Raw genomic sequence first — 21,954 nt, forward strand, 5'->3', positions numbered from 1 at the left:
GTAAACTGAAATCAGATATATACGTTCACGAATCCCGGATTATGTTCCATGCCTGTAAATTCATCCCTTCTATTATTTAAAACAATACAGGCAATCAATAGTTTGAAAACACCTTTTCAGGATAGGGAATATTGGATTTCAGTGCAATCTTTTACCTTTGCAGAAAATTAAACGGAAATGATACGCGTAGAAAATATCCATAAAAGTTTCGGGAGCCTGGAAGTATTGAAAGGAATTGATCTGGAAATCAGCAAAGCGGAGGTGGTGGCGATTGTCGGCACGAGCGGAGCGGGTAAAACCACATTGCTTCAAATCATGGGTACGCTGGATAAACCGGACAAGGGGAGAGTGATTATCAACGAATGCGAGACTTCACGCCTGAAGGAGAAGGAGCTTTCGGCTTTCCGCAACAAGCATATCGGATTCGTATTCCAGTTCCACCAGTTGCTGCCGGAGTTTACGGCCCTGGAGAATGTGATGATTCCCGCACTCATTGCCAAGACCAAACGCAGTGAAGCAGAGAAGCGTGCGAAGGAAATCCTGGACTTCCTGAACCTGAGCGAACGTTTTCAGCACAAGCCTTCGGAGCTTTCGGGAGGGGAGAAGCAGCGCGTTGCTGTTGCCCGTGCTTTAATTAATAAACCGGCTGTGATTTTGGCCGATGAGCCATCCGGAAGCCTAGATACGCAGCACAAAGAGGAGCTGCATAACCTCTTTTTCCAGCTTCGTCAGCAGCTTGAGCAGACTTTCATCATCGTGACTCACGATCGCGATCTTGCGAAGGCGACTGATCGCGTGATATCCATGAAAGACGGACAGATATTATCCGAAATAGTATAAAACCAACTATTGCACCTAAAGAATTTGCAATAAAGTCACGAATGTCACAGGAACGAAATGGGACATATAACTGAAGTATCTCCATTAATCCGCCAAACAAGATTGGAAGGACTATTGCCAACCAAATAATATTACGTTTATTCCCCAGGAGTCTAAGACGGGATAGTTCAAACATTGTCGCAAAAGCTGCAACTAAGTACATTGTAAAATGCACAGCTTTATCCGGAGCAAGAAAGCCCAGGTCTATCGGGCTTTTAAAGTGTCTGGGTGCTAAAGACAGATAAGCTATCACCAGGTAAACTGTTGGTGACAAAAGATATATAGCTTTAAATTTTCTCATATCGAAATCATTTATTGGAACCAAAAATACGGAATCGTTTCTCGCTTGACAAAATTGATTATATTTGTTGTATATAATTCACAGACAAACACGCTGTGATTAATGGATTTTATCTATTCGCTTACTTCTTAAAATCCATAGAAATATTTTCTACATCTTTTCTTAGCAACAATGTATTACTATGTGGAAAGAGTATTTCAGTCTCTCCAAGCGTGAACGCCGTTCAATATGGATACTGTTCGCATTGATAGCGATCACTATAGCGGTTCGTTTTTTTCTGTTTCGGTCAAGCGATTCTTATTCTTATGACAGGGCTGGAGAAGCTGCGTTTGAACGGGAGGTTAAGGCTTTCGAAGCTTCCAAAACCAGGGAAAAACCGGTATTCAAACATTCTCAATATCCTAAATTTCAGCCGCAAACCTATCCCTTATTCGACTTCGATCCCAATACTGCCGATTCCCTCTCTTTTGTACATTTAGGACTGAAGCCTTTTCAGGCGCGGATGATTCTCAAATATCGATCCAAAGGAGGTAAATACCGCAAACCGGAAGATTTTGCCCGTGTTCCTTATCTGGATAAAACGCTTTATGCAAAGCTGTTGCCGCATATCAGAATTGACCAACGCCTGATTGTCGTACATCGGGATACTATCGTTAAATACAAACCGGTTGTCTATCAGAAGCAGGAAAAAGTGGCCGAAGGCACACACATCGACCTCAATAAAGCAGATACTTCAGAGCTTAAAAAGGTTCCCGGAATCGGTTCCGGCATTGCTCATGCGATCATCAACTACCGAACCCGTCTAGGCGGATTCTATTCCGTTGGTCAGCTTCGGGAGATGAAGCAGCTTTCACCCGAACAGGTGGAGAAATTCAGCCACTTCCTGGCATTGAACGATGTTTCGTCATTACATCGGATTCCGATCAATAAATCGGGTATCGAACGGCTGATGTCGCACCCATATCTTAATTTCTATCAGGCCAAAGCCATCGTGGAACTCCGAAAGAAAAAGGGAAAACTGACCTCGTTGGACCAATTTTCCCTTTATGAAGAGTTTACGAAGCAAGACTTTGAGCGTCTTGCCCACTATCTTGATTTTAGCCAATAATTACGCGGGTTCCGCCTTCTTTACCAAGTTCGGAAGCCTGGGTAATCACCACCTCTTTCACACCGGCTTTCAGTGCATCAAACGCATTATCCAGTTTCGGAATCATACCGCCTTGGATTACACCTTCATTCACATATTGCTCATAAATGGCAGGAGTGATTTCAGGAATTACGCTGTCATCATCATTCTCGTCACGCAGCACTCCTTTTTTCTCAAAGCAATATACCAGCGAAACATCAAAGTGTTTAGATAACGCTTTAGCCGTTTCTCCTGAAATGGTATCTGCATTGGTATTCAACATATTGCCTTGTTTGTCATGTGTCAGGGGAGCGAGCACAGGCACCACTTCTTTTTCGATAAGGTCAGCAAGCAGCTCCGCATTTACCGCTTTCACATCACCCACAAAACCATAATCCACATCTTTCACCGGACGTTTGTCGGAACAGATCAGGTTGAGGTCAGCACCTGTAAGACCGAGTGCGTTAATATCAAGGGCTTGCAGACGGGCCACGATGGTTTTATTTACCAATCCTGCATAAACCATGGTTACCACTTTGAGCGTTTCGGCATCGGTGATGCGACGACCGTTTACCATCTGGCTTTCGATGCCGAGTTGAGCTGCAACTTTGGTTGCTGAGCGGCCTCCGCCGTGAACCAACAGTTTACGGCCTTCTATTTTTGAAAAATCTTCGAGTAATTGACGGAGGGAATCTTCTTCTTCCACAATCTTTCCGCCTACTTTTACGATAGTCAGTTTGTTCATTGTATGTTGTTTGATTATTGACTTTATGGGTTATTGAACCTAAACCTAACAGGTTTTGAAAACCTGTTAGGTTTTATTCCTTGCAAAGATACGACATTTTCCCGAAGCGTTAAATATATGGAAATGAGCAGTCCGCGATGCGAATTCCAACTGCATGATAAATCTTTCAGATTAGAAATAGTATAAATTTGTAATCCAATTTAAAAATAGGGAGGTATGAAAAAAATCACTTTCTCACTAACAGTTCCAATTCTGGCAATGGCAATGAATACATTAGCGCAACAAACTCCTGCCTTTAATGTCTCCAACCTCGACAAAAGTGCAGTACCGGGTGTAGATTTCTACCAATATTCCTGCGGTGGATGGATGAAAAATAATCCGCTCAAAGCTGAATACGCCCGTTTCGCCACCTTCGATAAGCTGGGTGAAGAAAACCGCGAACAACTCAAGGGGTTAATTGAAGAGTTAAGCAAGAAAAACAACCCGCAAGGCTCGGTGGCGCAGAAGATCGGTACGATTTATGCCCTGGGTATGAATGATAAAAAGCTCAATCTGGATGGCTTTGCCCCAATCCGCGAAGATCTGGCCCGAATCAAGGCGATCAAAAGCAAAAGCGAGCTGCCTGCCTACTTTGCTCATTCGTTGAAGATCGGTGTCGGCATTCCGTTTAACTTTTTCATCTATGCAGATGATATGAATAGTTCGATGAACATCGCACACATTGCGCAGGGTGGACTTTCCTTGCCCGACCGCGACTATTACGTGAGCGATGCCAACGCAAATATCCGCAAGGAGTTTGTGAAATTCGTCACTACGATGTTTAACCTGGCTGATAAAGCCAATCCGAATAATGCAAAGAATGCAGAAATGGTATTGAAGATTGAGACCCAGCTGGCAAAAGCCCATTTCACCAAAGAGGCGTTGCGCGACCCGCAGAAGAACTACCACAAGATCGAGGTTTCAGCCCTGCAAAAAGAGGCTCCGAACTTCGACTGGACTGCTTTCTTCAATGCTGTCGGCCTGACCAACCTGAAAGACCTGAATGTAGCTCAACTGGAACCGGCCCGTGAAGTAAGCACTATTCTTAACAGCTATACTTTAGCGGAAATCAAAGCATATCTGACCTGGCATCTGCTCAACAATTCGGCTTCCTACCTGAACGATGCCGCAGAGAATGCCAACTTTGATTTTTACGGCAAAACCCTCTCCGGCAAGCAGGAAAACAAACCGCGCTGGAAACGGGTACTGGATACTACCAACGGAGTTTTGGGTGAAGCCATCGGACAAATGTACGTGGAGAAATATTTCCCTGCTGAATCGAAAGCGAAGATGCTGAAACTGGTGAATAACCTGAAGATTGCGCTGGGAGAACGCATTCAGGGGCTGGAATGGATGAGCGATGTCACCAAGAAGAAAGCGGAAGAGAAGCTTGCTGCCTTCCGGGTGAAGATTGGCTATCCCGACAAGTGGCGCGATTACTCGAAACTGAATATCGACGGTAAGGTTTCTTACTGGGGCAATGTAAAACGTGCAAGCGAGTTTGAATTTGACTACATGCTCTCCAAAGCCAACAAGCCTGTCGATAAGGATGAGTGGTTAATGACTCCGCAAACGGTCAATGCCTATTACAATCCGGCCACGAATGAGATTTGTTTCCCTGCTGCCATCCTGCAACCGCCGTTCTTTAATCCGAATGCCGACGATGCGATCAACTATGGAGCGATTGGCGTGGTAATCGGACACGAAATGACCCATGGATTCGACGATCAGGGTCGCCAGTATGACAAAGAGGGGAATCTCAACGACTGGTGGACGAAGGAAGATGCAGATAAATTCACTGCCCGCGCCAAAGCGCTCGTAGATCACTACAGTAAAATTGTAGTTCTGGATACTTTGCACGCCAACGGAGAATTTACCTTAGGGGAAAACATCGCCGACCAGGGAGGTTTACAGGTTGCCTTTGCCGCTTTCCAAAAAGCACTGAAAGAGAATCCGCAACCTGAAAAGATCGACGGCTTTACGCCCGAACAACGTTTCTTCCTCGGCTATGCTACCGTATGGGCCGGTAATATCCGCGATAAAGAGATCATCCGCCGCACGCAAACTGACCCGCACTCGTTGGGTAAATGGCGCGTAAACGGCGCTTTGCCGAATATCGATGCCTGGTATGCTGCATTTAATATCACTCCCGATAGTCCGATGTATATTGCGCCGGAAAAACGGGCGGTAGTGTGGTAAGATATATTCAATTCATCCGATGACTCAAAGTCATCGGATGAATACACTAAATAAATGAAAGCAAAAAAAAGCCGCTTCCCTGAACAGGAGGCGGCTTTTTGCATCTGTAATCATCTAAAATCAGGCACTCTATCAAAAGAAAGAAAAAGATAGGGGCGGCCCCTTCTCTATAATATCTTAACCCAAACCGCCCCTCTGAATAAAGTTAACCCTTATAACAAATCGTTTTACCCTGAATGAAAAACAAGCTAAGGTTTAGGTATATCGTCTTTAATGTGTTCTAAGAAACTCATGTAAAGAACTTATCCCTTAGATAATACAAAGTTAGTTCCTTATTTATGCAAAGTCAATACCACTTTAGTAGTATATTTAAGTCTGTATAAGTCGGAATATTCCGAAAAGCAGTTCTTTTTTCCCGGAAACCGGATGATCTGGTCCATACAAAAAAAGCGTGTCACTCAATTAACTGAGCGACACGCTTTTTACTTATCCCGGATTGGATTTTCTCCCTCTTTTCAGAATTTACATCCGGTCTATTGCTTCAATAATTTATGGGAAGTGAGTGTCCCGTTTGCCGTAAGCAGATTCAGAATGTAATATCCACGGGGTATTGAGGTCAGATCGAGTGAATATTGATTTTCATTACCGGCGTTTATATCACGGATTTGAGTGCCGGTCAGCGAATAGAGCTTGATCTCAGCGATTGCCTCATCAGAAGAGATCATTACATAATCCTGAGCAGGGTTGGGGTAGCAGGTCACTGCACCGTCGGCTTTGACCTCTTCGATAGCGCTGGTGGTGCAAGAGGTGGATTTTCCGGTTGTCGGATTGATTCCACTGACACGTATCGTATCGTAAGGAGAATAGATTGCATTTCCCTTGCCACTTGGAAGGGTAATGGAAGAACAGTTCTTGAATATAACTGAATCGGCATGCACGATTTGCATTCCTCGGGTTGTGGCGCTGATCTGGACATTATCAAATACCACATCTTTAACCAACTGTTCGGGAAGTCCCCAGATGAATCCGGCGTAGGTCGAACCTGTTACGGTAATATTCTTGAAATAGATATTCCGCCACGTAGGAGTTGCAGCTGTGATCGCTTGTGCCGTATCAGTCTTGGAAGGACTGGAAGTAGGATAGTAACTGGTAATATAAAATGGCCAGGTTACGTTTTGCATCGTGATGTTGGAATAAGAAAGATTGTAACAGGCATTGGCTCCGCTGCCGCCACGGTCACGGGAAGCCTTCAGACGGATACCATTCGTAGTGCCATTGAAAGTACAGCTATCTACCGTAACGGTATTAACGCCGGTAGCATAACTACCTACAGAGATACCGTGTCCGGTACCCAAAGTACAGTGTTTGATGGTAATATTCTTGGTGTTTGTATCCATGGCCACATTGTCATCTCCTTCCGAAAGGTTACAATCATGAATGTATATGCCATTCCAGTACCAGGTGTCGATGGCATCCGTATTTGGTGAAGTGGAAGGAGCCTTGATCGTAACATAAGAGATTGTTCCGTTGGAACCCATTGTACTGCTTTGTCCTAATGTGAGATGCACCCCCGGTGAATTCATCAACGTGATACCGGTAATCCATACCGTGTTACAAGCTACAAAGCGGATCAGACTCGGGCGTTTCATATTGCTGTTGGAAGCATAAGCCGTCCACCAGGCAGAGCCTTGTCCGTCGATTACTCCGGAGCCGCTTACCTCGATATTGCTGAGACTTTTCCCGTAAATAAAAGGATTATACTGGTCGGTAGTTCCGTTATTGGGATAGGTTCCGGCAACAGTTCCGTTTCCGCTTCCGTAAGGAAGGATCCGCAAAGTATCACCGGCGGCCAGATAGAGATTGACGTTGTTTTTCATGGTGATCGGACCGCTCAGGAAGGTGCCTGCCGGTAAAACTACCGTTCCGCCACCTGCTGCATTAGCAGCAGTGATCGCAGCGTTGATATACGATGCATTGTCTGTATTCGTCGTTTTTGCACCGTAGTTTGTAACCAGGAACTGTGTCGTTGGGATTACGGGTAGGGGAATGTTCGTGGCGGCATTGACTGAGTTTATCCCAAAAAGGATGGCCAGTAGCGAAATGAAAATCGCATAATAATTCGTTTTCATTGAACGTGATGATTTTGAATGAAAAGGGTTTGACTAACAGAGCTCAAAAGTAACCTCCTCTGAAGATTACGAAGTAGATAAATTGGTAATTAAAGTGAAGTAATTGATAAAGGGAGGAATCCTTACAGAATGGTCGGATAAATATTACAGAGTGCTATCTTGTACCTGGGATCTAAACCTGTTTTTCCCGGGAAGAATGGTGCTGGAAAAGTCTTATTGGCAAGTTGAATTAATTCGACAAAGATTAAGAGGGTGGTAAATAAAAGAAAGGGGCGGTATATTATAACCCTTCATATCAACCCTCAACCGCCCCCTCTTATATTGGTGATCATCGCGTGGCAATCTATCGTTCACCAATTTATTTCTTATGCAAACAGGACTAATGCTGTGAATAAAATATCCGGAGCACAACCCTTAAGTGCTCCGGATGATCAGGTATCGAAACCCTAAAAACAATAGCCCAATCTCAATATTTAATCTTCTATATCTTTTATCCTGTCTGATATTTTAATCCATCAGTGAATTATAATGTCGAAAACGATCCCCGATAGGAGATGCCCGGTTTGATCCTTATTGTTGATTTTGTGTAATTAATCGGTTAAGAATGAATCTATAATACTTTCTCCGGAAGACAGCCCTGGAGTTGAGATTGATTAATAGCGGATGTTACTTATTGTATATCCTGTATGATATTATGCTTATAAAAATCTAAGCGGTTTAATCTTTCTACAAAAATACTGCGAGATAAAATGCAGGGCAATACTACTTTAGTAGTATATTTGTGATAATCGGATAAGGATGTACCAAAAGTCGATTCCAACAAAACTGAACTTACAAAATGATAGTTGATTCATTCTTACCGCCCCTAATTGGCTACGCCGATCTTCGATTCCCCTGAAGGGGACTTTGAAGAGTGGTATTTCGGATCTAATTTGCACATCAGAACATCCCCTTTAGGGGCTTGGGGCAATTCGAACTTACAATTTGTAACTTCTTAAATAGACTGTCTTCTTTTTGTAACATCCTCATTTGCGATAATCGGATGTCTGATATCAGTTCTTGAGATAGTAAATCATAAAGTCTGGTAGCATTAAGACATTTAGAATCTTCTATTTCTAATTTACACACTGAAAAACCCCAATCGCAGCAATATTCATTGTCCCACCTTAAATCAGCTGATTATGAATGTCGAAGAGATTCCCGAACCTTACAGGAGATATGCCGAAAACGCAGTTTTTGCTAATAATATCCTTCATTCCCTTCCGGCTATCATTTATATCAACCAATTGGACGTCCCCGGAAATTATAATAGCATGAGAAATATCTGGCTTAACCGGAGAGGACATGAGCTGATGAAATATTCAAGGGAGGAGATTGATCAGTTGAGGTATGATTTCTTTAAAGCAATTATCCATCCCGAAGATATGGAGATTGTCCCTTCTTCTTATTTCTGGCATTATTCCGATCATCCTGAAATGTTCTTTGCCGGAATGCATCGGGTAAAACCAAAGGATTGCGATACCTACCGTTGGCTTTATTATCAGACGGTCGTGGCGGATTATTTCGATGACGGCTCCCCCAAGCAGTCATTTACCATAGCCTTAGAGATCTCGGAAATCATGCATACTGAGAATCAGCTGAATTATGCCCTGAAAGAGATTGCCCGGCTTAAGAATGAACTGCGTATGAGTAAGTTTACCCAGCGGGAAAGGGAGATTCTGGCATTGATCGCCAAAGGGAAGACCGATAAGGAGATTGCTTCTACGCTTTTTATCAGCGTTTCTACTGCCAAAAAACACCGGACCAACCTGATCGCCAAAGCGGAGGTCAAAAATACAGCTGAACTGGTGGCTTTTGCGATGGAAAGTGGTGTGTATTAAAATGATTATTCTCGATTCGAATAAAAAACCAGTACTCTTATTTCTATTTAATAATACTTTAAACCCTGTCATTTATGAATATCGATGAAATCCCTCAATCGTTTCGTGTGCGGTTAAATGACACGGCATTTTACCAAAACATCATCCATTCTCTTCCGGCTATTATTTACATTAATCAGATGGATATCCCCGGAGATTGTAATTCGGTGAAAAATATATGGCTGAATCAAAGAGGTTATGACTTTATGAAATACTCAAGGGAAGAGATTGATGATATGAAGTATGACTTTCAGCAGAATATTATGTATGCCGATGATTTAAAGGTAGGTCCTATTTCTTATGAATGGGGATATTCGGATTTACCTGTATTATTTTTTGTCGGAATGTATAGAATAAAACCGAAGAATGATACTAAGTATCATTGGATGTATGGTCAGTCTATTATCATCGAATATCACGAGGATGGCTCGCCTAAAGTATTTCTCAATGTTGCATTTGAGATTTCAGAGGTTATGCATTCCAATAATCATATGATCGATTCCATGAGAGAGATTGCCCGGCTGAAGAATGAATTGCGTCTCAGTAAATTTACCCAGCGGGAAAAAGAGATTCTGGCATTTGTCGCCAGGGGAAAGACTGATAAGGAGATCGCTGAAAGGTTATTTATCAGTGTCGGCACAGCAAAAAAACACCGGACTAACCTGATCGCTAAGGCGGAGGTCAAGAATACGGCGGAACTGGTGGCTTTTGCCATGGAATGTGGAGTATGCTAAACGATTGCTCTGAATTCGAACCCCAAAAGATTAACCCAAACAACTTTCAGTAATGCTCAATCCTTTACCATATAATATACATATTGAAGAAATCCCGGAGCCTTACAGGGTATATGCCGAAAAGGCAGCATTTGCTAATAATATCCTGCATTCCCTTCCGGCTATCATTTACATTAATCAGCTGGATATACCCGGTGATTCCAATAGCATGCGAAATCTCTGGTATAACCAACGGGGACATGAGCTGATTGGGTATTCGAGGGAAGAGATTGATCAGTTGAAATATGATTTTCTGAGAACACTTATTCATCCTGATGATCATGAGATTGTTCCCTCTTCATACTGTTGGCACAGCGCTGATCATTCCGAAATGACCTTTATTTGCATATACCGGATTAAGCCTAAGAACAGCACTCAATATCATTGGCTCTACAATCAAACGATAGTGATCGGTTTTTTTGAAGATGGATCTCCCCAAAAATCGTTATCCGTAGCCATGGAGATTTCGGAGGTTATGCATGCGGATAATCAGTTAAATAATGCACTGAAAGAGATCTCAAGACTTCAGCGTGAGCTCCGGTTAAGCCACCTGACTACACGCGAAAAAGAGATATTGGCGTTGATCGCCAAAGGGAAGACCGATAAGGAGATTGCTTCCGAACTTTTCATCAGCATTACTACTGCCAAAAAACACCGGACCAACCTGATTGTAAAAACAGAGGTGAAGAATACGGCGGAATTGGTCGCCTTTGCGATGGAGAATGGGAGATAGGGGCGAAATCAAAGTGATGATTAAGAATGATTATCGGACGGACTGGGTAATGGATGCCGGATTAAAGACATAAGCTCCGACATGAATGACAGAGCTTGTGAAAAGCATTATAAGACTTTGAAGATATCAATATTACTTTGCATGAAGTTTCTCATACGTTTACAAACCTCATAGCCTTCTCTTGCTCCTTCATCGTTTGTGTTTCCTTCAATGGTATGAATCCAGTCATCGACTACAGAAATCACAATTCCGGTATGTGTCCAGTCATGCGGAGTTTTGACTATCAGAAAGAGATCTCCGGGTTCTATGAGAGATGGATTTTTCCGTATCTCCTTATTGCGAAGAAGTTTATTTTTTTCCAGACCATGCTGTCCGACGGAATCACATCCATAAGCATGAGGCATTATTTGGGTAAATGACTGATTTAAAACAGAACAGGCCTGATCAATAATTGTTTGTGCAAATCCCATACACCAGGGCCAGTCACTTCCTTCATTGCCATCTACATAGGCTCTCACCCAGGGGCCATGATTATTCTTTAACTCCAGAGGTTTATTTCGTAAATGTTGTTCTGCATATTCAATGATCAGAGTCCTTAGATTGGAACCGCTAATGGGTTGAAATGCATTGGATAGGAATTGTACTAACTTGTTGAAAGTTGCCACGTCAACGACTCCGGTTACAGGTAATCCTTGCAATTTCTGAAATTCCTTTACAACAGTTTCTGTCTGATGGCCAAAAATTCCATCAATGTCCACAATTATATTCCATCGTTGATCATAGCTTCGCCATAGATTAAGCCATTCCTGCACTTTCTTTACGTCTGATCCTTTTGACTGAACAGACAAAGAGGGTACTGCCATCTTTAATTCTTTCTGATAATACTTTTTGATCATCTTTATTCGTGATTTAAAGGTTAATGTTCTGGTCTTCTATTCTATCCGGCACATAAACCTGGCTGTAAGTTTTATCTTATATTTCCGGATTAGCAATTGTCAGATTATCTTGTTATTTCTATTTTACCAATCCCCGGTTGTACATATCCACAATTACCGAATCAATGAATTCCTGAGCAATCATTCCTGCCACTTTTGGTTTGCCAATCAGCATAAACAGATTAACCATCAGACGGGAAAAAAGCTTTTTAAACCAGGGCTTTTTTCGATAGTTTTGAATAAACAGTTGTCCGTGACTATTCTGTTTAGCCGCTTCTATACCATTTCCGAAGTTGCCAATGATCGACTCAAATCTTTTTTTTGCTTTATCTTCCAGATTTAGCAGGTATTTTACCTCAATTTCAGGGTAAGATAATCCTTCCTCTTCGGCTGGCTTCATGAGTTGGATATTATCCCGGGCGATACGTATGTCGGGAATGATGGGCAGATTCTTTGTTTCATCAGAGAGATAGAGATCTAGCAATTCACCGGTGATATTTTTGTATCCATAGGCAATGATTGGATTGTTTTTCTCCTGAGGTACACCGAAATAGTTTTGTAGGAATCGTTGGCAATTACGTCTTCCCAACATATAATCATGTTGTCGGAACTTTTTACTAAAGAAACCACCAAAACCACCAAATGAACCACAGGCTATGCTATACTTCTCTTTTTCTTCGTTTCGATAACGGACGGGAACAATCATAAACCGGGTAAAATCGTCATCATCATAGGCTTTTGCCAATAAGTCAGACTTTACCATCAGTTGTTGACGCATTGTATTGATTAATTCCGGCATGGCAAATCGTAATGATTTTCTTTCCTGATACTCTTTCGTGGGCACATCGTCATAGTTCGGAAATGGATCAATCATCAATACAGTGGTGTCAAATGTATTGGCCTGCTTTTTCAATTCATCCAACTTATTGGTAGCCTCTTTCCCGGCTTCATCGTTTTGTCTTCTTAGGAGAATCTTCTCTGTCAGATCGTATGGCTCATTATTTATTACTCCTCCATCTACACATACAGCTTTATAGCTAATATCCGGGTTGATAATACCATCTTTCGAGTTATTCATCTTCAGTAACGGATTATCATTGATGTATTTTGCGTCCCGGTTAACTGTTCTCGGAGATAGACCGACAGGAAACGCGCCTGTCGCAATTGCGGCATCGATCAACAGATTACGGTTTAATCCCAGGCTATCGTTATAATGAAACGGAATCCGGCCATTGTGGTGATAAGCGCCGAAAGGATTATATTGAAAATGGACAATATCCTTATGCACAGTCATTCGATCTTCCTTATTGCCCAAAGAGGTCTTAAACTCAAGCTCATAATTATAGCCTCTGAGATTTGTAATCGTAGTAAACAGCTCATAATCAGGAGCAATGTATGGCCTTTTGATTGTATCGTCAGATATAGTATGGTCTAAAGTCCGCCGGGCAATCTGTTCAATAAATAAGGAGTTAAATAATGAGCGAACCTCTTTATCGGGATTAATATCTTTCGAATTTTCAATATCTTCTATACCGAGCATCTGACTCATCATATCTTTTTCTCTATTATCGGTCAGATTTACCCATGAGTCATACAATGGATTTTCTTTAGATAAATCTGACATATAATTCTGCATATTGATATGAGGGAAATTCTTTTGAAGTGCGGCTGTGGTTATTACTGCTGTCATTCCTCCGGCTGAAGCGCCGTTAATTACTTCGATAATCACATTGTGCATTGGGACTCCCGGCAGATTCAATTCTTTGGCTTTTTGCCAGTTTTCGAGAGCTTCAAGCAAGTAATCAATCACACCGGCGGTATAGGCTCCGGCAGAAATGGCACCAGCCATTGAGAGTCCGATTCGAAATGTGTTTTTTTTATTCATGATACTGATGGTTTTATGTTAAAGTGGCGTATGATTCAGTAACGTAGATTGCAGGTGATAACCTATTGCCTTAGTGGGAGGGGTTTATAACTCTGCCATGAATAGCGTGGCCGGTCAGCAGAAGTAGTCTCTCTCTTCTCAATCTTCTCACTGACTCTTTTATATATAACAGAGCCAGTAAGAAGAAGTTGAAGAGTTTCGGTTATCCATTTAGAGAATTCCCCTGTAATGTATATTCTATACCACTCCCTGCATGATAGGTGAACTAAATGCCGTAGTACCTTGCGGAGTCACTACTGCTACGCGAAACCAATAACGTGTTAGAGGTTTTAGTCCTGTGACTTCGACCGATGCACGGGAAGTTACTTTGATAGTCGTCCATCCTGATTCATCTTCCGGCAGCGTTCCTTCGCAAATTTGCCAGATGTAGGAATTTGCGCCCGTATAAGCCTGCCGGCGCAGCAATACCGATCCTGATACACTACCTAGTACAACGCTAAATTCCGCTTTCTGTCCCGGCCCCTGCGGTTTGGCCAGGTTATACCCTGCACTCAGGATGATGGCGCCATCTCCATCGGCAATACGTTCTACATAACGACCTTCTTTGGTGTGCAAATCATCCCAATATTCCTCGGCCTGACGAAGAAGCATAGTTTCTTCTTTACCCCCGTTCTGAGCATTGACAAAACGTTGCTCGAGCGTATCGGTACTCTGTTTTAATGTTTCCAATAGAATGTCAGGTGTCGCAAAATGCGTATTCCCGGTCATGGATTGATGCACATTCCTACCAAAAGAAATTTTTTCCGGTACTGAAAGTTTTTTGAAGTCCAGAACTAAACGATCTTTTTTCATGTGAATTGTTTTTTAATTAGACATATATGTATTTGGATATCATTATAATGGCATGTCAGGAACGGGGATGGTTGTGATCCGGGAATATATCTCCTTTAATGAGGAAGATCCCCGGGTTTTCCTGATGAAACTGCTGAATGCAGGACTGAATTCCCTTTTTTACCATCATTATTCCTGTTTCTATCTCCGATCACGAATGGAAATGTGGGATTTCCATTTATTATCAGGTGAATTAAATCAAGAGATACTGCTAATTCGGTCATTTTCGGTTTGATTTCAATAGGGATTGGTCCGATAATCTATTTATTCAGTCCGATTCCAACTGTTATTATTCCGATATTCATGATAATCATTCCGATTTCAATTGTAATCGGAATGATTCCTGATTATTTCTGTCCGATTTCTATAGATTTCGTTCCGATTATTTAGTTTATCACTCCGATTCCAACTGTTTTTGACCCGAAAACCTATTAAATCGGACTGATTTCAACCTATTTCGTTCCGATTCCTAAGATTATCGTTCCGACTCCTATGTTTTTCACTTCATATTAGTTCGAATACAATCGGATTGTAATCATTGCGGCATTCATTACGATTCATACCCTTGTAATCCTTTTCGTTTGTTGTAAGCAAAATTATGTCTTCGTGGATTTTGCAATCGTTCAAATCATAAATAATAGTGTTCAAATTGTAAATACTTTCGGATAAATCTTTTTTGATGTGTGTGAAATGAGAAGTCTATTTGGAAATAACAGGGAGTAAAGGCAGACTGATACTGTAAGATATATTCATTGCAAATATGTGTGATTTAAGGCTAAGTGGTTGTAATATAGTGTTGTAGATTTGTTCAACTTTACAATAAGCTTTTATCCGGACAAAATTTATATAGTAATTCCCCGATATTTCTAAAAAAATACTGATGATAAACTGTTGGTGTGAATTTCTTTTCTACTATATTTGCATCTAAACAAGATACAATATTTTGTTACTACCATTTATAATTACTAACAATAAGGATAGAAAGAGATAAGCGAAGCCTGACACTCATCGTCTGTAAGACGAAAATAGAGATACAGCGATAAGCGGTACCGATTGCCAAGTTAAACCGTTTATACCTATATCCGATGCTCCGGCAGATGAAGCCGGATGATGGTTGTATTCGAAGTATAATGTATTGACGGATAGTAGAATTGTAAATATTTACACCACACAACCGATATTTTGATGAATCATGTCAAACTGATGTTGCTCATCGCATCTTACCTCATTCCGCCCTTACTGGCGCTCGGCATCCTGCTGCAAAGAGGCAAAAATCTGCCTAAGCTGGTGATGATCGGTGTCTTGTTAAATTCCTCCTTTCTCTTCGTTTTTGATTACCTCTATTTTATGCATGCATACCGGATATATTCCTGCGGGTTGAGCCTGCACATCGTGAGTATGCTCTGGCTTTTCCCCTCTTTTTATCTCTATATAAAAGCAAACATAACAAGTTTACAAGCATTTCGCCGGGAGATCACCCACTTGCTGCCGGGAGTCTTACTGGGCCTTTTGTCGGCTGCGGTATGTTACGGAATGCTCGATCAGGCGGAACGGATTACCTATCTGATTAATGCGTGGCACAGGGCAGCCTTTACGCAACCTGCCATGCACACGATGTATGTGATACGTATGACCAGCATAGCGGTGATTCTGGTGCAGATGGTCTGCTATTCCGTAGCTATCATCAGGATTACCCGCTGTTACGAAAGGCAGTTGATGGAGGAGTTTTCCAATATCGAACAATTTTCACTCATCTGGCTGCGGAAGTTTACTCTGGGATTTGTGGCGGTGAGTCTGCTGTGTCTGCTTTTTTACATTTTCCGGCCTTTCCCCTCTCTTCATGACCTGCTCTTTATCACATTCCTTTGCTTGTTGTCGGCACAGATCTGGGTAATCGGATTTCTGGCGCTTTGGCAAAACAAACCTGCACGGATATTTGCCTCTGGCGCCTGCCATACTCCGGTAATCACACCTCCGCTTCACGAAAAAGAGGAAGTTCTGATCCAAAAACTACTCGAGCATGTCGTCAATCAAAAGTCTTACCTCCGGCAAGACCTTAACCTGACGATTCTCAGCAAGGAGCTTTACACAAACCGGACTGCTCTTTCGAATCTCATTAACCGGCAGTTCAAGGTCAACTTTAATGTCTTCATCAATCAATTTCGCGCTATACATGCCCATAATCATCAGAAGCTTAATCCACAAATCACGCAAGAGGAACTGGCGCAAGTGAGTGGTTTTGGTTCGGTGATCTCGATGAAGCGGGCGATGGGGAAGGGGAAGGAAGAGATGTAGAGACGTGGCCTGCCGCGTCTCGAATAAAAACCCCAACACATCCAACAAACCCGGAATCGAAAACCCAATTCCAGAGATCTCCTTGTAAACAAATCCATATAAATGGTTTGCGGGGAATGACGAATGAATAAATGTGGCGGGAAACGATTATAATCAGATGTGGTGGGTATGGAAACTGACGTAGATGGCATGGATAGAAACGTGGCGGCCATGAAAATAGACGCGATAGGCCATAGCAAGAGACGCGGCAGGCCACGTCTCTACGGGGGAACCACAGATAACAGAATAAATATCAAAACATAACAAATAGAGAAATGATTTATGAATAGATATATCAAAATAATCCTGATCGGCATAACGATATTGCATGGGATAAATCTCAATGCAGGTCAACATGCGAAGGATAACTCCGGCATTTTAATCAGATACCACTATCTGCCGGGGGAAGTGTATCGCTATAAAAAGCTAACCACATCAAAATATGATCAATATACCACATATCTACGCATACTGGCTAAAGATAGTATAGGTACCGGGAGTTTTCCTCTGGAATATACGATTGATTCTATTTTATTACAGGATTATGCGCACAATCCGGCTCTTGCTCCTAAAATTTCCAGACTGAAAGATGTCAAACTCACCATCGCATACGATAAATATGGAAGGAAACCCCTACAATATCACGTAGATGTCTTAAGCTCCGGTTACTTGTCTATGTTTGACAATTCGGATGTGGAGACGCTGTTTGCTCTTCCGACAAAAAGTATAGCTTTCGGGAAATCATGGAATAGTGAAAAGACTGATTATAACGGTCATCGTTCGATGCAAATTCAGAAATTCACGAATGTGCTCACCTCCACTGAGATGAAACAGGGACATGATTGTTTTCGCATCGACTTCAACGGCAATGTCAGCAAAGAAACTTACGATGGCGACCTCACTCTGACAGATAAGGGCACGGTAAGTGGATGTTACTGGATTGACCGGCAGAAGGGTATCCTTATCGCAGTAGAATCGGAAACAATCTTTACCGGAATTACTGCGAAGCATCCGGGTTTGTCTCCCTGGATGCGTCCGCCATTGATCAAATCGGATTCTTTCAGGAGTAGTCTGGTGCTGATCGGAGAATAGCTTTTGGTGATAGCCTTTTACTGGTTTGAAGGTGAAAGATCACTATATCGACATAAATCCTGACACTATTTATCTGATCAGAAAAATAGATCTATCCTGGAAGAAAGGGAAGCAATCACTCTATATAAAGTAACTTATTGCCTAAAAAGATATATATGAAGAAAAAACTATTACCATACCTCTTATTCGTGATGGTTATTGCGGCATTTGCTGAAAAACCTGTCCAGGTCATACATAATCCATTGACCATTGGACAAAACCATCTTGTCCACCAGGAAATATCAGGCATAGAATACATTCTTCCCGAAAGAATAGACAACTATTACATAGATACCGCCAGCTATAAAATCACTTTTCAACTGCGTGGCGTTAGTAAAAACGGCAAATGGCTGAATAACTCAGGAGATGTATTACTATATGATCTCAAAAATAAACAGGTAAATTGGAGTAAGAAAATTTACTACCAACAAAGCTCTATTGATCAATATGACAATGTAATCATTCAGGCAAATCAGGTGAATTGCAGTCGGCTGAATAATGAAACTGGTGAAAATACCTGGGAGTCAAAGGATCAGCTCTATTTTGTCGAACCTGTTCATCAGATCGGGTTGGGGTATAAATTCAGTTCCTGGTCAGGAAATACCGAAAAGCTGGAAGGTATTAATCTTACTAACGGACAAAAACTGTGGGAACGTGTAATTAGCCGTGAATATGGATGGAACAGAATCTATCACCTCAACGATTCAGTATTATTAGTTTGTGCATCGGGATTACATACCATAAATCTGAATAATGGTAAAGGATGGGATTACGATATGGTTACAGGAATAAAGGATTACAGTAAAACTGTAGCCTTAAACGTTCTGGGTATCACAGCGGCCATACTTACCGGATCGGGAATGGTTGCGACCGGCCACGACCTGATGACGAATGTGTTGTCTAACGCTCTTATTGATAGCAGCAGTATCTGTATGGCATCCCGAAATGCACTAAGTAAACTGGATTACGAAGGAAATCTCATTTGGAACGTTTCACTTCCGGAGAAACAAACCGGAACCTCCACTCTTTTCAGACAAGATTCTATACTCTATATGATCAATTGGGCTTATGGAAACATGGGTAGACGCTCTCTTCCAACTGGCACACCTTACATTGCTGCATTTAATACAAATACCGGCAATCAGATTTATCTGGATACCATTGCCCCGAAAAAAAGCATGCTCAATGCCTTTGTAGTCGATAAAAAGAGTGCGATTTGTTGCACAAAGGACAAAGTAATCAGTTTTGATCTGACCAATGGAAGAAAGATTGCCGAAAATAGTTTTGACAGCAATGTCATCGGTGAGTTAAGAACCTTTGCGGGCAATTCGGTCTATCAAAAGAATGCTGATTCCATCTCTTATCAAAGTCTGAATAGGGTCGATTCAACACTCTATTACATCTATACTGATAAAGGTAAAATTCTGGCGCTTGATCACAACCTTAAACTGGTAAAACAACAGGATTATCAGAATATGTACAAATATAATTTTCGAAAAAATGATCTGAGATTTATTTCTCAGGGAAATCAAACCATTGTTTTAGATAAGGATTACAAAAAAATTGCCGAGATGTCAGTTTCGCCAAGTGCTATAATGATTGACCAGAAGCTGTATGACATTCAGAAAGATCGCTTCATAGAAGTTGACCTGACAGGATTGCTAATGAAATAAACTATAAGCGCTATTCTAGCTTATGAATGGCAAATATAGTGTATCTGTCGTAACGAATTTACGATTCATTTATCGTTCATCGTAGCCAAACATCAAATAACAATTAGCAGGCAGTTGTTCGGCGTATGGCTCCGCCTACGCCGCTGGTAAACACAAAGCTCCTGCTTTGTCATGAAATAAAAGAAGCATAATTCTATTAAGATAAAGCAAAGACTTTGTTACTCTATCGATAAAGGCAGAATCATTAGAAGAACCCGGGATAATAAAAAGTGAATATGGAACTTAAAGGACGGAATATTAAACTTACCCATATTGGAATTATAGTAATCTATTCGATGATTACTAATCTTTTAGTTTATAGTTCTGAAGGAGATAAAGGCATCGGATATATCATTTATTCATTTATAGGACTTGGTTTTTATCTGGGATACCTTTTATTGATGTCTGTAAGTCGCTACCTGATGAAGGATATTGTCGAAGGAAGAAGATATTTACTGTCAATTCTTTATGCAATCGCGATATACTTTGGGATATTGATCCTGTGGTCTGTTGTTTTCAATATGTTCAAAGGCTGAAAAAATAGGGTGTTCTGCATGGTCTGACATTATATGATGGATTGCAGGGTGATGTTTGATTCACGTAGAGACGTGGCCTGCCGCGTCTCATATAACCGCATCCAATAAAATCACGTCCCGAATTGAAACCCCAATAACACCCAATAAAACCGAAACAAATAACCAATCGCAGGTATTTCCCGATCAACAAATCCATAAAAATGGATTGCGGGGGATGATCCATGGATAAATGCGGTGGGAAACGGATATAATCAGATGGGATGGGTATGGAAACAGACATGGCGGGCCACAAAACAGACGCGGCAGGCCATGAAAAGAGACGCGGCAGGCCATGTCCCTATGCGGGGGAAACAACACATCCTGCAAAACCGGAATTGAAAAACCAATCGCAGGTATTTCCCGGTCAACCAATCCTTAAAAATGGATTGTGGGGATGATCAATGGATAAATGTGGTGGGAAATCCCGCACGCAGAAACAGAATAACGAATGAATCATAACCAATCGCAATATGGGGAACGATAAATTCATGAACAAATACCGTATTCCGTCGGCGAGGGCTGCGTGGCACGATTACAATGGCGGGTTTTATTTCATCACGATCTGTACCGCAGGACGAAAATGCTATTTCGGTCATATTGAACATGAGAAAATGATCTTAAATGTGCTGGGACAGAAATTAAGTGATAAGATCAGAGATTTGACCAACCATCATCCTTATGCAGTAGTTACGGTTGATCAGATTATGCCCAATCATCTGCATCTGATTGTTTGCATTGACGAAATGATGCAGACAAATCAACCCACAGATTGGGGGGATACGAACGGCATAGACGCGGCAGTAGACGCGGCAGGCCACGTCTCTACAGAAAATCCGGAAACCCCCGCAATAAAAAACGAAAAAATGCAGGCGATTGCGGATCAATGCGGTCTGTTATCCACGGCAATGGGCGGAATGAAATCATCCCTGACCCGGTTTGCAACCGATAATAAAATAGCATTCGGATGGCAAACCCGTTTTCATGATCATATCATCCGCGATGAGGAGGAATATTGCCGTATCGAACAATATATCCGTAACAATCCGGCCACCTGGAAGGATGATAAATTCTATTCGGGGGAATGAAACGGCGTATTGACGTGGCAGGCTATGAAAACAGACGCGGCAGGCCACGTCTCTACGGGACAAACGTAAAACAAAAAACAGATAATTGATAAATAAGAACCACCAAAACAAAACATTATGAGATCACTAATTATTACGCTGTCCATGTTTTTCAGTCTGACCATTTATGGTCAAAACAAGCCTGTAAATTTCAATGAATGCAACTTTGATGGCGTATTTATGCAGGCGCAGGTAGAACCTCAATGGAATTCCAAAAAAATGAGTCTGATTGAATATCTGAATAAAACAATCATTGACAAGAATCTGGAACGGGTTAAAAACGGAAGGATTATTCTTGGCATAATAGTGAATGAACAAGGGAAGACCTGTTGCCATTCCTTTTTAAATCTGACCGACAAAGAGCTGGATCCGGCGATTTACAAAGATGCCGTGAATAAAATGCCTGACTGGACCCCCGGAAAGCAAAGCGGATATGCGATTCCCTTTTGTAAGACGGTATTGCTTAATATCAGGAATGGCAGATTCGTTGAATAGGGAGCTTTTTCGGAATAGTCTGGCCGGAA

The 21,954-nt window shown here is 41.8% G+C and carries 19 protein-coding genes; 12 read left to right on the forward strand and 7 right to left on the reverse strand.

The window, feature by feature from the left end:
• Window positions 1-177 precede the first annotated feature (177 nt).
• Entirely contained in the window at window positions 178-840 is a 663-nt protein-coding gene (locus MLE17_RS10850; protein ID WP_243348820.1) for an ABC transporter ATP-binding protein, read from the forward strand.
• On the opposite strand, the gene MLE17_RS18970 is transcribed toward MLE17_RS10850, so the two are convergent.
• Entirely contained in the window at window positions 752-1,180 is a 429-nt protein-coding gene (locus tag MLE17_RS18970; RefSeq protein WP_410795623.1) for a VanZ family protein, read from the reverse strand. The two genes, MLE17_RS10850 and MLE17_RS18970, sit on opposite strands and share 89 nt — an antisense overlap.
• 181 nt (window positions 1,181-1,361) lie before the next feature.
• Between MLE17_RS18970 and MLE17_RS10855 the strand changes: the two genes are divergently transcribed.
• A complete protein-coding gene (locus MLE17_RS10855) occupies window positions 1,362-2,288 on the forward strand; it encodes a ComEA family DNA-binding protein (RefSeq protein ID WP_243348821.1) in 927 nt (308 codons plus the stop codon).
• Here MLE17_RS10855 and argB read toward each other — a convergent pair.
• Window positions 2,278-3,051, reverse strand: a complete 774-nt coding sequence (gene argB, locus MLE17_RS10860; protein ID WP_243348822.1) for an acetylglutamate kinase — start codon at window positions 3,049-3,051, stop codon at window positions 2,278-2,280. The genes MLE17_RS10855 and argB overlap by 11 nt on opposite strands.
• Before the next feature lie 216 nt (window positions 3,052-3,267).
• Here argB and MLE17_RS10865 point away from each other — a divergent pair, with 216 nt between their 5' ends.
• Window positions 3,268-5,289 (forward strand): M13 family metallopeptidase, encoded by a 2,022-nt coding sequence (locus tag MLE17_RS10865; protein WP_243348823.1) that lies wholly within the window; start codon window positions 3,268-3,270, stop codon window positions 5,287-5,289.
• Window positions 5,290-5,822: 533 nt separating this feature from the next.
• On the opposite strand, the gene MLE17_RS10870 is transcribed toward MLE17_RS10865, so the two are convergent.
• A complete protein-coding gene (locus tag MLE17_RS10870) occupies window positions 5,823-7,418 on the reverse strand; it encodes a glycosyl hydrolase family 28 protein (protein ID WP_243348824.1) in 1,596 nt (531 codons plus the stop codon).
• A 1,181-nt stretch (window positions 7,419-8,599) separates the two neighbouring features.
• Here MLE17_RS10870 and MLE17_RS10875 point away from each other — a divergent pair.
• From MLE17_RS10875 to MLE17_RS10885, 3 genes are all read left to right on the forward strand, one after another.
• On the forward strand, window positions 8,600-9,298 hold the full coding sequence (locus MLE17_RS10875) for a LuxR C-terminal-related transcriptional regulator (RefSeq protein ID WP_243348825.1): 699 nt from the start codon (window positions 8,600-8,602) through the stop codon (window positions 9,296-9,298).
• Between the two features lie 74 nt (window positions 9,299-9,372).
• Window positions 9,373-10,071, forward strand: a complete 699-nt coding sequence (locus MLE17_RS10880; RefSeq protein WP_243348826.1) for a response regulator transcription factor — start codon at window positions 9,373-9,375, stop codon at window positions 10,069-10,071.
• A 52-nt stretch (window positions 10,072-10,123) separates the two neighbouring features.
• The gene (locus MLE17_RS10885; protein WP_243348827.1) at window positions 10,124-10,843 is read left to right on the forward strand and encodes a LuxR C-terminal-related transcriptional regulator; all 720 of its coding nucleotides are present in this window, start codon (window positions 10,124-10,126) and stop codon (window positions 10,841-10,843) included.
• A gap of 107 nt (window positions 10,844-10,950) precedes the next feature.
• On the opposite strand, the gene MLE17_RS10890 is transcribed toward MLE17_RS10885, so the two are convergent.
• From MLE17_RS10890 to MLE17_RS10905, 4 genes are all read right to left on the reverse strand, one after another.
• Complete coding sequence (locus MLE17_RS10890; RefSeq protein WP_243348828.1) at window positions 10,951-11,739, reverse strand: peptidoglycan-binding protein; 789 nt, start codon at window positions 11,737-11,739, stop codon at window positions 10,951-10,953.
• A 118-nt stretch (window positions 11,740-11,857) separates the two neighbouring features.
• Window positions 11,858-13,663: a patatin-like phospholipase family protein gene (locus MLE17_RS10895; protein ID WP_243348829.1), complete on the reverse strand. Its 1,806-nt coding sequence runs from the start codon at window positions 13,661-13,663 to the stop codon at window positions 11,858-11,860.
• Between the two features lie 237 nt (window positions 13,664-13,900).
• Window positions 13,901-14,515 carry a fibronectin type III domain-containing protein gene (locus MLE17_RS10900; RefSeq protein WP_243348830.1) on the reverse strand — a complete coding sequence of 205 codons (615 nt, stop codon included), beginning with the start codon at window positions 14,513-14,515 and terminating at the stop codon, window positions 13,901-13,903.
• A 95-nt stretch (window positions 14,516-14,610) separates the two neighbouring features.
• On the reverse strand, window positions 14,611-14,778 hold the full coding sequence (locus tag MLE17_RS10905) for a hypothetical protein (protein WP_243348831.1): 168 nt from the start codon (window positions 14,776-14,778) through the stop codon (window positions 14,611-14,613).
• A 961-nt stretch (window positions 14,779-15,739) separates the two neighbouring features.
• On the opposite strand from MLE17_RS10905, the gene MLE17_RS10910 reads away from it, so the two are divergent.
• The 6 genes from MLE17_RS10910 (at window position 15,740) to MLE17_RS10935 (ending at window position 21,925) form a co-directional block, all read left to right on the forward strand.
• Window positions 15,740-16,849, forward strand: coding sequence for a hypothetical protein (locus tag MLE17_RS10910; protein WP_243348832.1), 1,110 nt, complete (start codon window positions 15,740-15,742; stop codon window positions 16,847-16,849).
• A gap of 321 nt (window positions 16,850-17,170) precedes the next feature.
• Entirely contained in the window at window positions 17,171-17,980 is an 810-nt protein-coding gene (locus MLE17_RS10915; RefSeq protein WP_243348833.1) for a hypothetical protein, read from the forward strand.
• 155 nt (window positions 17,981-18,135) lie between these two features.
• Window positions 18,136-19,692 (forward strand): PQQ-binding-like beta-propeller repeat protein, encoded by a 1,557-nt coding sequence (locus tag MLE17_RS10920; RefSeq protein ID WP_243348834.1) that lies wholly within the window; start codon window positions 18,136-18,138, stop codon window positions 19,690-19,692.
• A gap of 275 nt (window positions 19,693-19,967) precedes the next feature.
• Window positions 19,968-20,267: a hypothetical protein gene (locus MLE17_RS10925; protein WP_243348835.1), complete on the forward strand. Its 300-nt coding sequence runs from the start codon at window positions 19,968-19,970 to the stop codon at window positions 20,265-20,267.
• A 509-nt stretch (window positions 20,268-20,776) separates the two neighbouring features.
• Window positions 20,777-21,391, forward strand: coding sequence for a transposase (locus tag MLE17_RS10930; RefSeq protein ID WP_243348836.1), 615 nt, complete (start codon window positions 20,777-20,779; stop codon window positions 21,389-21,391).
• A 117-nt stretch (window positions 21,392-21,508) separates the two neighbouring features.
• Entirely contained in the window at window positions 21,509-21,925 is a 417-nt protein-coding gene (locus tag MLE17_RS10935; protein ID WP_243348837.1) for a hypothetical protein, read from the forward strand.
• Window positions 21,926-21,954: the final 29 nt, after the last annotated feature.

The sequence above is a fragment of the Parabacteroides sp. FAFU027 genome, from assembly GCF_022808675.1.
Classification (GTDB): domain Bacteria; phylum Bacteroidota; class Bacteroidia; order Bacteroidales; family UBA7332; genus CAXXIC01.

What these genes read in the sequence shown, in the direction of transcription:
- MLE17_RS10850 (WP_243348820.1), top strand. Translation starts at nt 178, where the DNA reads ATGATACGCGTAGAAAATATCCATAAAAGTTTCGGGAGCCTGGAAGTA.
- MLE17_RS18970 (WP_410795623.1), bottom strand. Translation starts at nt 1,180, where the DNA reads ATGAGAAAATTTAAAGCTATATATCTTTTGTCACCAACAGTTTACCTG.
- MLE17_RS10855 (WP_243348821.1), top strand. Translation starts at nt 1,362, where the DNA reads ATGTGGAAAGAGTATTTCAGTCTCTCCAAGCGTGAACGCCGTTCAATA.
- argB (WP_243348822.1), bottom strand. Translation starts at nt 3,051, where the DNA reads ATGAACAAACTGACTATCGTAAAAGTAGGCGGAAAGATTGTGGAAGAA.
- MLE17_RS10865 (WP_243348823.1), top strand. Translation starts at nt 3,268, where the DNA reads ATGAAAAAAATCACTTTCTCACTAACAGTTCCAATTCTGGCAATGGCA.
- MLE17_RS10870 (WP_243348824.1), bottom strand. Translation starts at nt 7,418, where the DNA reads ATGAAAACGAATTATTATGCGATTTTCATTTCGCTACTGGCCATCCTT.
- MLE17_RS10875 (WP_243348825.1), top strand. Translation starts at nt 8,600, where the DNA reads ATGAATGTCGAAGAGATTCCCGAACCTTACAGGAGATATGCCGAAAAC.
- MLE17_RS10880 (WP_243348826.1), top strand. Translation starts at nt 9,373, where the DNA reads ATGAATATCGATGAAATCCCTCAATCGTTTCGTGTGCGGTTAAATGAC.
- MLE17_RS10885 (WP_243348827.1), top strand. Translation starts at nt 10,124, where the DNA reads ATGCTCAATCCTTTACCATATAATATACATATTGAAGAAATCCCGGAG.
- MLE17_RS10890 (WP_243348828.1), bottom strand. Translation starts at nt 11,739, where the DNA reads ATGATCAAAAAGTATTATCAGAAAGAATTAAAGATGGCAGTACCCTCT.
- MLE17_RS10895 (WP_243348829.1), bottom strand. Translation starts at nt 13,663, where the DNA reads ATGAATAAAAAAAACACATTTCGAATCGGACTCTCAATGGCTGGTGCC.
- MLE17_RS10900 (WP_243348830.1), bottom strand. Translation starts at nt 14,515, where the DNA reads ATGAAAAAAGATCGTTTAGTTCTGGACTTCAAAAAACTTTCAGTACCG.
- MLE17_RS10905 (WP_243348831.1), bottom strand. Translation starts at nt 14,778, where the DNA reads ATGACCGAATTAGCAGTATCTCTTGATTTAATTCACCTGATAATAAAT.
- MLE17_RS10910 (WP_243348832.1), top strand. Translation starts at nt 15,740, where the DNA reads ATGAATCATGTCAAACTGATGTTGCTCATCGCATCTTACCTCATTCCG.
- MLE17_RS10915 (WP_243348833.1), top strand. Translation starts at nt 17,171, where the DNA reads ATGAATAGATATATCAAAATAATCCTGATCGGCATAACGATATTGCAT.
- MLE17_RS10920 (WP_243348834.1), top strand. Translation starts at nt 18,136, where the DNA reads ATGAAGAAAAAACTATTACCATACCTCTTATTCGTGATGGTTATTGCG.
- MLE17_RS10925 (WP_243348835.1), top strand. Translation starts at nt 19,968, where the DNA reads ATGGAACTTAAAGGACGGAATATTAAACTTACCCATATTGGAATTATA.
- MLE17_RS10930 (WP_243348836.1), top strand. Translation starts at nt 20,777, where the DNA reads ATGGGGAACGATAAATTCATGAACAAATACCGTATTCCGTCGGCGAGG.
- MLE17_RS10935 (WP_243348837.1), top strand. Translation starts at nt 21,509, where the DNA reads ATGAGATCACTAATTATTACGCTGTCCATGTTTTTCAGTCTGACCATT.